We start from the raw sequence: 12,771 nt of genomic DNA, 5'->3' as shown, positions 1-12,771 counted from the left end.
TATCGATGCCTGAAACCCATAAAGTTGTTATCACTCCCGGCGAACCAGCCGGGATTGGCCCTGACCTGGTCGTGCAGCTTGCCCAGCGCGACTGGCCAGTTGAGCTGGTGATCTGCGCCGACGGCGCCCTGTTAACTGACCGAGCCCAAAGGCTCGGTCTTCCTTTATCTCTCCTGCCATACGATCCTGCGCAACCGCCCGTTCCGCAGCGTGCCGGTACGTTGACGCTGCTTAACGTCCCGCTGAGCGTCCCGGCGGAGCCCGGCGTGCTGAACGTACAGAACGGCGCCTACGTGGTCGAGACGCTGGCGCGCGCCTGCGACGGCTGCCTGAGCGGCGAATTCGCGGCGTTAGTGACCGGCCCGGTGCACAAAGGCAACATCAACGACGCCGGCATCGCCTTCACCGGTCATACCGAGTTCTTCGAAGAGCGCGCGCAGGCCAGCAAAGTGGTGATGATGCTGGCGACCGAGGAGCTGCGGGTGGCGCTGGTGACGACCCATCTGCCGTTGAAAGCCATCAGCGAGGCGATAACGCCCGACCTGCTGCGCGAGATCATCACGATTCTCGATCACGACCTGCGCACGAAATTTGGTATTGCCCAGCCGCACGTGCTGGTTTGCGGGCTTAACCCGCATGCTGGCGAAGGCGGTCATATGGGAACGGAAGAGATAGACACCATCATTCCGGTGCTGGAAGAGATGCGCGGGAAGGGGATGAACCTCAGCGGTCCGCTGCCAGCTGACACCCTTTTCCAGCCCAAATACCTTGACCATGCCGATGCGGTACTCGCGATGTACCACGATCAGGGCCTGCCCGTGCTAAAATACCAGGGCTTTGGCCGCGGCGTGAACATTACGCTCGGTTTACCTTTTATTCGTACCTCCGTCGACCACGGCACCGCACTGGAATTAGCGGGCCAGGGAACAGCGGACGTCGGCAGTTTTATCACGGCGCTTAATCTCGCCATCAAAATGATTGTTAATACCCAATGAATAATCGAGTCCATCAGGGCCATTTAGCCCGTAAACGCTTCGGGCAGAACTTCCTCAACGATCAGTTTGTGATCGACAGCATCGTCTCGGCGATTAATCCGCAGAAAGGCCAGGCGATGGTTGAAATCGGCCCCGGTCTCGCCGCGCTGACCGAGCCGGTCGGCGAACGCCTTGACCAGTTGACCGTCATTGAGCTGGACCGCGATCTGGCGGCACGCCTGCAGACGCATCCGTTCCTCGGGCCGAAGCTGACCATCTATCAGCAGGATGCGATGACCATGAACTTCGGCGAACTGGCGGAGAAAATGGGTCAGCCGCTGCGCGTCTTCGGCAACCTGCCGTACAATATTTCGACCCCGCTGATGTTCCATCTGTTCAGCTATACTGATGCCATTGCCGATATGCACTTTATGCTGCAGAAGGAAGTGGTGAATCGTCTGGTTGCCGGACCGAACAGTAAGGCGTATGGTCGGTTAAGCGTGATGGCGCAATATTATTGCCAGGTGATCCCGGTACTCGAAGTGCCGCCGAGCGCGTTCACCCCGCCGCCTAAGGTCGATTCCGCGGTGGTCCGTCTGGTGCCGCACAGCACGATGCCGTATCCGGTCAAAGAGATCCGGGTACTGAGCCGCATCACCACCGAAGCGTTCAACCAGCGCCGCAAGACCATCCGCAACAGTCTCGGCAACCTGTTTAGTGTGGAAGTGCTGACCGAGCTGGGCATTGACCCGGCCATGCGTGCAGAAAATATTTCCGTGGCGCAGTACTGCCAGATGGCCAACTGGCTGTCTGACAATCTGCCATCGAAGGAGAGCTAACCATGATCAATTCGCCTCGTGTTTGCGTCCAGGTGCAAAGCGTCTATATCGAATCGCAATCTTCTCCGGAAGAAGAGCGCTACGTCTTCGCTTATACCGTCACCATTCGCAATCTGGGGCGGAGTCAGGTTCAGCTGCTTGGCCGCTACTGGCTCATCACTAACGGCCACGGTCGTGAGACTGAAGTTCAGGGTGAAGGGGTGGTCGGCGAGCAACCGCATATTCCCGCCGGCGGTGAATATCAATATACCAGCGGCGCGGTCATTGAAACGCCGCTGGGAACCATGCAGGGTCATTATGAGATGATCGATATCGACGGCGCGCCGTTCCGTATCGAGATCCCTGTTTTCCGTCTCGCAGTTCCAACGCTCATTCATTAAAACAATGTCAACATACCTTATTGGCGACGTTCACGGTTGCTACGATGAACTGATCGCATTATTAGCGCAGGTTGAATTCGACCCGCGGAGCGATACGCTGTGGCTGACCGGCGATCTGGTAGCCCGTGGCCCGGGGTCGCTGGAGGTTCTGCGCTATGTCAAATCTCTGGGCGACAGCGTGCGACTGGTGCTGGGCAATCACGATTTACACTTGCTGGCGGTCTTCGCCGGCATCAGCCGCAACAAGCCGAAGGATCGTCTGAAATCACTGCTGGAAGCGCCGGATGCCGATGAGCTGCTTAACTGGCTGCGTCGTCAGCCGCTGCTCCAGGTGGACGAAGAGAAAAAGCTGGTGATGGCCCATGCCGGCATCACGCCGCAGTGGGATCTGGAGACCGCCCAGCAGTGCGCGCGCGATGTTGAAGCGGTGCTCTCCAGCGACTCCTACCCTTTCTTCCTTGATGCCATGTACGGCGACATGCCGAATCACTGGAGCAACGAGCTGAGCGGCCTGGCGCGCCTGCGCTTTATCTCTAACGCTTTTACCCGCATGCGCTACTGCTTCCCGAACGGCCAGCTGGATATGTACTCGAAAGAAGCGCCCGAGGACGCCCCGGCGCCGCTGAAGCCGTGGTTTGCCATTCCTGGTCCGGTCAGCAGTGCCTACAGCATTGCCTTTGGCCACTGGGCGTCGCTGGAGGGACGCGGTACGCCGGAGGGCATTTACGCGCTGGATACCGGCTGCTGCTGGGGCGGTGAACTCACCTGCCTGCGCTGGGAGGATAAGCAGTACTTTACCCAGCCGTCGAACCGGCAGAAAAGCCTCGACGAAGGCGAAGCCGTCGCGTCCTGAGTCTTCCCGGATGGCGGCGCGTTGCGCCTTATCCGGGCTACATTTCCTTGCGATTTGTCGCCCTAGCAGCGCTCCCGAAAGACGAAGCCCGCGACGGGTAACATGGCGCAAAAAAGTAGTGGCAGCGTCATCGGCGCTGAATTCACGCCAAAGAAAACCCCGGTCACGCCAGACGCGACCGGGGTTTTTCATTGCTATCCTTCCCGCTTAACGGCGTTCGAGGATCTCAAAGCAGTAGCTGTGGGAGTTCTGCGCGTCGGCGTCATGAAACTCGCTGAACACCGATTCCCACTGGTCCGGATCGTAATCCGGGAAATGGGTATCGCCTTCCACTTCCGCATCGATATGGGTCAGATAGAGCTTCTGCGCCTTTGGCAGGAACTGCTCATACACCCGACCGCCGCCAATCACCATGATCTCTTCCACATCGCCGCAGGCGGCAATCGCTTCGTCAACGGAGGAGACCCACTGCACGCGATCGTCGCTGCCTGGCTTGCTGCTGATCACGATATTTTTACGCCCCGGCAACGGGCGCCCAATGGATTCCCAGGTCAGACGCCCCATCACTACCGGCTTATTTAATGTGTTGCGTTTGAACCAGGCGAGATCGGCAGGCAGGTTCCATGGCATGGCGTTTTCCATACCAATGACGCGATCTACCGCTAACGCCGCAATCAGACTGATCATTCATTCATTCCTGAGTACAAAAAATTGTCGCCACTATACGGAAAGCGTACAACTTCGTCGACTGGCCGGAGGGTAAAGAATAAGAAAATTTTCTGATTTGCTGGCAAGCCCACGTTCACACCGTGGGCCGCCAGAACAGGATCCAAACGAAAACAGAATGTTACTGATTAGCGTCAGGCGGAGGGCTTATTTCCCGGCTCATCGGCGATATCGCCGGTATGCCTGCCCTCTTCCGTCCCCTGCCAACCGTGCCGCTGCACCAGCGACAGATGATGACGATCTTCGTTGATGATGCCGGTCAGCATATCGCTGGTCCGCTTGAAGACCGCCACCCGCGACGCCGCGTCGTTTTCCGCCATCGCCACCATCTCTTCGACCATCTGCAGGTTGAAACGACGGAACAGATCGGCCCGCTCGCGCGCTTCATACGCGCCGAGCCCCAGCGCCTCCAGGGTCATTCGGCCGGATTTCAGTGCCGCCTCGAAGGTTTCACGCTCCGGGGCATCAACGCCAGCCTGACGCAGCTGGATATAGTGATCGACATCGCGGGCGCGGGAGATAATCTGCAGATGCGGAAAATGCTCTTTTACCCTCGCCACCAGCTCCAGGCTGACGTGCGGATCGTCAATGGCATTGATCAGTACCTCCGCCTTTTCGGCGCCGGCCGACTCCAGCAGATCGACCCGGGTGGCGTCGCCGTAGAACACCTTCATATCAAATTTGCGCAGAGTATCGACATGGTCCGGGTCATGATCGAGGATCACCATCTTCACCCCGCTGGAGAGCAGTAGTCGCCCGGCGATCTGCCCGAAGCGGCCAAAGCCGGCGACAATCACCCGCGGCTGCTCTTCATCAATCTCGTCCGCATCCCGCGCCTGGCCGCTGGACGATTTCTCCAGACGGGTCAACAGCACCAGCAGAATGGGGGTTGCCGCCATCGACAGCGCCACCGCCAGGGTCAGCGCCTTTGCCCATTCGCCGTCCAGCACCTCCGCCATCCGCGCGGCGCCAAAGACCACAAACGCGAACTCACTCCCCTGCCCCAGCAGCACCGCAAACCAGCGGCGCTGAGCGCGAGGCACGCCAAGCGGCCTGGCGATAAGCCACAGCATCAGCATTTTTATCGCCAGGAAACCCACCAGCAAAATCACGATACGCAGCGGATGGGTGACCAGGGTGCCGAAATCAATCGACATCCCGACGCCGATAAAAAACAGCCCCAGCAGCAGGCCTTTAAACGGCTCAATATCGCTTTCCAGCGCATGGCGATACTCGGAGCTGGCCAGCAGCACCCCGGCGAGAAACGCCCCCATCGCCATCGACAGCCCCACCTCCTCCAGCAACAGCCCAAAGCCGAAGACCAGGAACAGGGCCACGGCGCTGAATACTTCGCGCAGACCGGAACGGGCGACAAAACGCAGCAACGGACGGGTCAGATAGCGCCCCAGCACCACCACCAGCGCCAGCGCCGCGGCCACCTTCAGCGCGGAAAGTGCAAAAGCCATCAGCGAAGTGGCGCCGCCGCTGGCCGCCAGCAGCGGGATCATCGCCACCAGCGGGATCGCCGCGATATCCTGGAATAGCAGCACCGCGAAGGCGCTGCGCCCCATCTGCGATACCGTCAGATTGCGCTCATTCATCGCCTGCATGGCGATCGCGGTTGAGGAGAGCGCCAGGGTCATACCGATCAGCTCGGCCACCTGCCAACGCAACCCCAGCAGCATGCAGAAGAGGCCGATCAATACCCCACAGGCCACCATCTGCAGCGCACCGCCGCCAAACACCGAAGCGCGCAGCTTCCACAGACGCTGCGGATCCAGTTCCAGACCAATGACGAACAGCATCAGCACCACGCCAATCTCGGCAAAGTGCAGAATCGCCTCGGCGTCGGTCACCAGCCGCAGCCCCCACGGCCCAATAATACAGCCGGCGATGAGATAGCCCAGCACCGACCCCAGCCCAAGGCGGACGGCGATGGGCACAATCAGCGCCGCGGCGCCCAGGTAAATCAGCGCCTGTATCAGCGTATGGCTATCCATTTTGATGTGCCTCCTGCCAGTCGATTAAGCGTTGACGATAATGGCGGGCCTGCGCCTGCAGCGTTTCGTCATCGCAGATAAAGGTGCAGTGCATGGCGAACGGCGGCAGCCATTTCATCCCGCAGTAGAGCGCCGTGGCCTGCAGCGGCTGCGCCAGCACCGGGAAACCGGGAAACGAACCGATATCAAAGTGGCTTTCACCGCCGCCGGTGGTCACCGCCCACATCAGCGATTTACCGCGCAGCGCAATACCGTTATGGCCATAGGCCCAGCCGTGCGACAGCACTTTGTCCATCCACAGCTTCAGCAGCGGCGGCACGCTATACCACTGCATCGGGTGCTGCCAGATAACCAGATCGGCACGGGCGAGCGCCGCCTGCTCGGCGGCGACATCGATATTAAAGTCGGGATAGAGTTGATAGAGGGAGCGTATCTCTACGCCTTCAAGCGTCCCTGCTTGTTCAAGCATTCGCTTATTCGCATGCGAATGCTGCGGATAAGGATGCGCATAAATTATCAGAATCATTGATTGGCCTGCGTTAGCTCTTGTCGTAATCAGCAAGAGTGTAGACAGTTAAATGAACCGCTTACAATGATAACTGTGATTTATGTCGCGGTGGTGGACACAACGCGCGCCTGAATGGCAAACGTCAGGCCTTAATTATCCAGCTCATCCATAGATTTCACCTGATCGCGGTTAATCTGCTCCACGCGTCCGGTTTCGGCATTTTTGTAAGAGACCAGACCGGTATCATCATCCACCTGCGGTTTACCGCTGGTGACAATGGTCTTGCCGTCGGTGGTTTTGATCGACTGATTCGATGAGCAGCCGGCCACGAACATGATTGCCGTCGCTGCCAGTGCGGATGCCACCAGAATATTGTTCCGCATTGTATCCTCCTGTCTTTTCATCAATAGGTATCGTTATGGTGCTAACTATAGTTAGCCTGACCCGACAGGGGGTTAAAAGCAGAACTCTCTGAAGATGGCCGCGGCCAAAAAAAATGGGCTGACGAAGTCGTCAGCCCAGGTGTGTTGCTATCCGGCCAGGCCGGAGCGCTTATTTGGTGATTTGCGCGTGCATTTCCTGAACCGAAATCACCTTGTCGGTGGCGTCAGCGTTCAGCGCCATCGCGGTGGCAAAGCCGCCGTTCAGGGTGGTGTCATAGTGCACCTTGTACTGCAGCGCGCTGCGGCGAATCAGCTTGGAGTCTTCAATCGCCTGACGACCTGCGGTGGTGTTGATGATGTAGGTATATTCGCCATTCTTGATGCGGTCCTGAATGTGCGGACGACCTTCATGCACCTTGTTCACCAGACGCGGGTTGATGCCCGCTTCGCCCAGCACAATCGCCGTGCCGTGAGTCGCATCCAGCTCGAAGCCAAACTTCAGCAGCTTCGCTGCCAGGTCGACCACACGCTCTTTGTCGCCTTCGCGGACGGAGAGCAGCGCGCGACCCTGTTTCTTCATGGTCGAGTTGCTGCCCAGCTGCGCTTTGGCGAACGCTTCGGCAAAGGTACGGCCAACGCCCATCACTTCCCCGGTGGAACGCATTTCTGGCCCTAACAGCGGGTCAACGCCCGGGAATTTGTTGAACGGCAGGACCACCTCTTTCACCGAGTAGTACGGCGGGATGATCTCTTTGGTCACGCCCTGCTGCGCCAGCGTCTTACCGGCCATCACGCGCGCCGCCACTTTCGCCAGCGGTACGCCGGTGGCTTTGGAGACGAACGGCACGGTGCGCGCCGCACGCGGGTTGACTTCAATCAGATAGACTTCGTTATCTTTCACCGCGAACTGGACGTTCATCAGACCGCGAACCTGCAGCTCGAAGGCCAGCTTCTGCACCTGCTCGCGCATCACATCCTGAATCTCTTTGCTCAGGGTATAGGCTGGCAGGGAACAGGCGGAGTCGCCGGAGTGGACGCCTGCCTGTTCGATATGCTCCATGATGCCGCCAATCAGCACCATTTCGCCATCGCAGATGGCATCGACATCCACTTCAATCGCGTCGTCGAGGAAGCGGTCCAGCAGCACTGGCGCGTCGTTGGAGACGCTGACCGCAGTCTGGAAGTAGCGGCGCAGATCCTGCTCGTCATAGACGATCTCCATCGCCCGACCGCCGAGCACGTAAGACGGACGCACCACCAGCGGGTAGCCAATCTCTTTCGCTTTCTCTACCGCCTGCTCAATGGCGGTGACGGTGGCGTTCGCCGGCTGCTTCAGCTTCAGACGGTCAACCGCGTGCTGGAAGCGCTCACGGTCTTCCGCCCGGTCGATAGCGTCCGGGCTGGTACCAATAACCGGTACGCCTGCGGCTTCCAGGGCGCGCGCCAGCTTCAGCGGAGTCTGCCCGCCGTACTGCACGATAACGCCTTTTGGCTTCTCGATGCGCACGATTTCCAGCACGTCTTCCAGGGTGACCGGCTCGAAGTACAGACGGTCGGAAGTGTCGTAGTCGGTAGAGACGGTTTCCGGGTTACAGTTGACCATGATGGTCTCGTAACCGTCTTCGCGCAGCGCCAGCGAGGCGTGTACGCAGCAGTAGTCAAATTCGATACCCTGACCGATACGGTTCGGGCCGCCGCCGAGGACCATGATTTTATCGCGGTCAACGGACGGGTTGGACTCGCACTCTTCTTCATAGGTGGAGTACATGTAGGCGGTATCGGTGGCGAATTCCGCGGCGCAGGTGTCCACGCGCTTGTAGACCGGGTGCAGGTCATACTGGTCGCGCAGTTTACGGATTTCCGCTTCCCGCACGCCCGCCAGCTTCGCCAGACGCGCATCGGCAAAGCCTTTACGTTTCAGGGTGCGCAGGAAGTCAGCGTCGAGGCCGTTGATGCCCACTTCCGCCACTTTCTCTTCCAGACGGACCAGCTCTTCAATCTGCACCAGGAACCAGCGGTCGATGTTGGTCAGGTTGAAGACGCCGTCAACCGAGAGGCCCGCGCGGAACGCGTCGGCGATGTACCAGATACGCTCAGCGCCGGCGTCTTTCAGCTCGCGGCGGATTTTGGTCAGCGCTTCCGGATCGTCGAGGCTCACTTTCGGATCGAAGCCGGTGGCGCCCACTTCCAGACCGCGCAGCGCTTTCTGCAAGGATTCCTGCTGGGTACGGCCAATCGCCATCACTTCGCCGACGGACTTCATCTGGGTGGTCAGACGGTCATTTGCGCCGGCGAATTTTTCGAAGTTAAAGCGTGGAATTTTAGTGACCACGTAGTCGATGGACGGCTCGAAGGAAGCCGGGGTACGGCCGCCGGTGATGTCGTTCATCAGCTCGTCGAGGGTGTAACCTACCGCCAGCTTGGCTGCCACTTTGGCAATCGGGAAACCGGTGGCTTTGGAGGCCAGCGCCGAGGAGCGGGAAACGCGCGGGTTCATTTCAATAACGATCAGGCGACCGTTTTTCGGGTTGACCGCGAACTGAACGTTAGAGCCGCCGGTTTCGACGCCGATTTCACGCAGCACCGCCATCGAGGCGTTACGCATGATTTGGTATTCTTTGTCGGTCAGGGTCTGCGCCGGCGCAACGGTGATGGAGTCACCGGTGTGGATCCCCATGGCGTCGAAGTTTTCGATAGAGCAGACGATGATGCAGTTGTCGTTCTTATCGCGCACCACTTCCATCTCATACTCTTTCCAGCCGATCAGCGATTCATCAATCAGCAGCTCGTTGGTAGGAGAGAGATCCAGGCCGCGGGTACAAATCTCTTCAAACTCTTCGCGGTTATAGGCGATGCCGCCGCCGGTGCCCCCCATGGTGAACGACGGACGGATGATGCACGGATAGCCGACGTCAGCCGCTACCGCCAGCGCCTCTTCCATCGTATGGGCGATACCTGAACGCGCGGTGTCGAGACCGATTTTTTTCATCGCGATATCGAATCGGCGACGGTCTTCGGCCTTGTCAATCGCATCGGCGGTGGCGCCAATCATGGTCACGCCGAATTCAGCCAGCACCCCCTGACGCTCCAGCTCCAGCGCGCAGTTCAGCGCCGTCTGGCCGCCCATGGTCGGCAGCACCGCGTCCGGGCGCTCTTTTTCGATGATTTTGCGCACCACTTCCCAGTGAATCGGCTCGATGTAGGTGGCATCGGCCATTTCCGGGTCGGTCATGATGGTCGCTGGGTTAGAGTTCACCAGGATAACGCGGTAGCCCTCTTCGCGCAGGGCTTTACAGGCCTGGGCGCCGGAGTAGTCAAACTCGCACGCCTGACCGATAACAATCGGGCCCGCGCCCAGAATCAGGATACTTTTTATGTCTGTACGTTTTGGCATGGCTCTTTTACTCCTGATTATTTCGCGGACTGACGGTATTGCTCAATTAACTCGATAAAGTGGTCGAACAGCGGCGCGGCATCGTGCGGCCCCGGGCTCGCTTCAGGGTGCCCCTGGAAGCTGAACGCCGGCTTGTCGGTGCGATGGATCCCCTGCAGGGTGCCGTCGAACAGCGACTTGTGGGTCACGCGCAGGTTGGCCGGCAGCGTCGCCTCATCCACGGCGAAGCCGTGGTTCTGGGCGGTGATCATCACCACGTTGTTATCAATATCTTTCACCGGGTGGTTGCCGCCGTGGTGGCCGAACTTCATCTTAATGGTCTTGGCGCCGCTCGCCAGCGCCAGCAGCTGATGGCCGAGACAGATGCCAAACACCGGAATATCGGTCTCGAGGAATTTTTCAATCGCCTCGATAGCGTAATCACACGGCGCCGGGTCGCCTGGGCCGTTGGAGAGGAAAATACCGTCCGGATTCAGCGCCAGCACATCCGCCGCCGAAGTCTTCGCCGGCACCACCGTCAGGCGGCAGCCGCGGTCAACCAGCATGCGCAGGATGTTGCGTTTCGCGCCGAAGTCATACGCCACGACGTGGAACGGCAGCTCGCTTTCCGCTTTCGCTTCCGGCAGGTCGCCCGCCAGGGTCCAGCTGCCTTGCGTCCAGCTGTAGGTTTCTGCGGTGGTCACTTCCTTCGCCAGGTCCATGCCGTTCAGGCCCGGGAACGCTTTCGCTTTTTCCAGCGCCAGCTGGGCATCCGGGCTGTCGCCCGCGATGATGCAGCCATTCTGCGCCCCTTTCTCACGCAGCAGACGCGTCAGCTTGCGGGTATCGATATCGGCAATCGCCACGATGTTATGGCGCTTCAGATAGGAAGAGAGGTCTTCGGTACTGCGGAAGTTGCTGGCAATCAGCGGCAGGTCGCGAATAACCAGACCCTGAGCATGTACCTGAGAAGATTCTTCATCGGCGGCGTTGGTGCCGACATTACCAATATGAGGATAAGTAAGAGTGACGATTTGGCGGGAATAGGAAGGATCAGTGAGGATTTCTTGATAACCGGTCATTGAAGTATTGAAAACGACTTCCCCAACCGCCGTGCCGGTTGCCCCGATGGCCCGACCGTGAAACTGGGTTCCGTCTTCCAGAACCAATAGCGCTGACTTAATCAAAACATCCTCCAGAGAATATCCACTCACTTTATTTGCATATTAATTCATAAACACGATCTGAATCAATGCAAATCTGTTGCCCGCAGATTTTTGGCAAACGGCGGCATTCTGGAGAGATGTCGGATAAAAGTCAACTTAAAGCGGAGATTTTTAATGTCATTTTACGCCACTGGCGCATAACATGTGATTTTAACGCCAAAAAGATCAACAAACCTGGCTGAGAAAACGCTTGCGGACGGCGAAGAGTGTAAAATCTGGCGCTGGACGGCAAAAAAGTGGACCAGATGGTCAAAACTTACATTTCATTCACTTAAAAAGCGAACAACATCCTAACTTATAGCCAATTCAGAAAAATAACAAGCTAAAGAGGCCAAAAATAAAAAAGGGCAACAAAATATTGCCCCTTGCATCAATAACTTATTGATAGCAATAACCACATCACGATGGGTAATAATCGTTATAAACTATTCAGATCCAGCACATCACGCATATCAAAGAGTCCGGTTTTCTTGCCTTTCAGCCACAATGCAGAGCGAACCGCGCCATTAGCAAAGGTCATTCGACTGGAGGCTTTATGGGTGATCTCGATACGTTCGCCAATATCAGCAAACATCGCCGTATGCTCCCCGACGATATCCCCCGCGCGGACGGTGGCGAAGCCAATGGTGCCCGGTACGCGTTCGCCAGTGTGGCCTTCACGGCTGTAGACCGCGCAGTCCTTGAGATCTTTGTTCAATGCTCCGGCGATCGCTTCGCCCATCGCCAGCGCGGTGCCTGACGGCGCATCCACTTTATGCCGATGGTGCGCTTCGATAATTTCGATGTCGGTGTAGTCGCCCATCACCTTCGCCGCCTTCTCCAGCAGCTTTAACAGGACATTGACGCCGACGCTAAAGTTAGCGGCGAAGACAATGGCAATCTCCTGCGCAGCATCGCGAATCGCCTGCTTGCCGGCGTCGTCAAAACCGGTGGTGCCGATGACCATCCCTTTGCCGTGGTCGCGGCAAAACGCCAGATGGTTCAGCGTGCCTTCCGGGCGGGTAAAATCGATCAACACGTCGAAATCATCTTTTACCGCCGTCAGGCTGCTCTGCACCGTGACGCCCGCTTTGCCGGCACCTGCCAGCTCGCCGGCGTCGCTGCCCACCAGGCTGGACCCTTCACGCTCCAGCGCCGCGCCCAGCGCCACTCCATCCATCTGCAGCGCAGCCTGAATTAACTGGCGTCCCATCCGGCCGCCCGCGCCGGCGATGGCCACGCGGATTTGTGCATCATGCATAGCTATTCTCTTTTGTTAACATTACGTAAATTGTTTTCAGAGTAACCAGCCCGTCAGCGGGCCGCTACTCAAAAACGCCGATAATTAGAAATTTATGACAAACGGCGGACGATATCAGTAAAAACTATACGATTGTGCTGAAATGCGTGCTTTGCGGGTGCAGGCGCTCTCTCTGAGGCAATATATCGACGTTTTCGTCATCTGTCGGTATTAAGAAATAAGATGCACTAAAGCTGGCATACTCGACCGACCAGCATTGAAATGCTATG

11 protein-coding genes are annotated in these 12,771 nt (G+C 58.1%); 4 read left to right on the top strand and 7 right to left on the bottom strand.

What is annotated here, in order from left to right:
• Positions 1–5 precede the first annotated feature (5 nt).
• Genes pdxA through apaH form a run of 4 tightly spaced genes read left to right on the top strand, consistent with a single transcriptional unit; the run spans position 6 to position 3,046 of the window.
• Positions 6–995 carry a 4-hydroxythreonine-4-phosphate dehydrogenase PdxA gene (pdxA, locus tag MKS11_RS16445; RefSeq protein ID WP_048294146.1) on the top strand — a complete coding sequence of 330 codons (990 nt, stop codon included), beginning with the start codon at positions 6–8 and terminating at the stop codon, positions 993–995.
• The gene (gene rsmA, locus MKS11_RS16440; protein ID WP_004204275.1) at positions 992–1,813 is read left to right on the top strand and encodes a 16S rRNA (adenine(1518)-N(6)/adenine(1519)-N(6))-dimethyltransferase RsmA; all 822 of its coding nucleotides are present in this window, start codon (positions 992–994) and stop codon (positions 1,811–1,813) included. The genes pdxA and rsmA overlap by 4 nt, the downstream gene beginning before the upstream one ends.
• A 2-nt stretch (positions 1,814–1,815) precedes the next feature.
• Entirely contained in the window at positions 1,816–2,193 is a 378-nt protein-coding gene (apaG, locus tag MKS11_RS16435; RefSeq protein WP_004204274.1) for a Co2+/Mg2+ efflux protein ApaG, read from the top strand.
• Between the two features lie 4 nt (positions 2,194–2,197).
• Entirely contained in the window at positions 2,198–3,046 is an 849-nt protein-coding gene (gene apaH, locus MKS11_RS16430) for a bis(5'-nucleosyl)-tetraphosphatase (symmetrical) ApaH (RefSeq protein ID WP_004204272.1), read from the top strand.
• A 207-nt stretch (positions 3,047–3,253) separates the two neighbouring features.
• On the opposite strand, the gene folA is transcribed toward apaH, so the two are convergent.
• The 7 genes from folA to dapB form a co-directional block, all read right to left on the bottom strand.
• Complete coding sequence (folA, locus tag MKS11_RS16425) at positions 3,254–3,733, bottom strand: type 3 dihydrofolate reductase (RefSeq protein ID WP_004204271.1); 480 nt, start codon at positions 3,731–3,733, stop codon at positions 3,254–3,256.
• A gap of 173 nt (positions 3,734–3,906) precedes the next feature.
• Positions 3,907–5,772 carry a glutathione-regulated potassium-efflux system protein KefC gene (kefC, locus tag MKS11_RS16420; RefSeq protein WP_032455542.1) on the bottom strand — a complete coding sequence of 622 codons (1,866 nt, stop codon included), beginning with the start codon at positions 5,770–5,772 and terminating at the stop codon, positions 3,907–3,909.
• Positions 5,765–6,298 carry a glutathione-regulated potassium-efflux system oxidoreductase KefF gene (gene kefF, locus MKS11_RS16415; protein ID WP_004204269.1) on the bottom strand — a complete coding sequence of 178 codons (534 nt, stop codon included), beginning with the start codon at positions 6,296–6,298 and terminating at the stop codon, positions 5,765–5,767. The genes kefC and kefF overlap by 8 nt, the downstream gene beginning before the upstream one ends.
• 131 nt (positions 6,299–6,429) lie before the next feature.
• Positions 6,430–6,663, bottom strand: coding sequence for a YgdI/YgdR family lipoprotein (locus MKS11_RS16410; RefSeq protein ID WP_002888059.1), 234 nt, complete (start codon positions 6,661–6,663; stop codon positions 6,430–6,432).
• Between the two features lie 169 nt (positions 6,664–6,832).
• On the bottom strand, positions 6,833–10,057 hold the full coding sequence (gene carB / locus MKS11_RS16405; protein WP_004204267.1) for a carbamoyl-phosphate synthase large subunit: 3,225 nt from the start codon (positions 10,055–10,057) through the stop codon (positions 6,833–6,835).
• Between the two features lie 17 nt (positions 10,058–10,074).
• Positions 10,075–11,223 (bottom strand): glutamine-hydrolyzing carbamoyl-phosphate synthase small subunit, encoded by a 1,149-nt coding sequence (gene carA / locus MKS11_RS16400; protein WP_004212571.1) that lies wholly within the window; start codon positions 11,221–11,223, stop codon positions 10,075–10,077.
• A 457-nt stretch (positions 11,224–11,680) separates the two neighbouring features.
• Positions 11,681–12,502, bottom strand: coding sequence for a 4-hydroxy-tetrahydrodipicolinate reductase (gene dapB / locus MKS11_RS16395; protein ID WP_087771768.1), 822 nt, complete (start codon positions 12,500–12,502; stop codon positions 11,681–11,683).
• Between the last annotated feature and the right edge of the window lie 269 nt (positions 12,503–12,771).

Source organism: Klebsiella sp. K5-45 (assembly GCF_030128605.1).
In the GTDB taxonomy this organism is placed as follows: Bacteria; Pseudomonadota; Gammaproteobacteria; order Enterobacterales; family Enterobacteriaceae; genus Klebsiella; species Klebsiella quasipneumoniae.
This window is presented reverse-complemented; position numbering and strand designations above follow the sequence as displayed.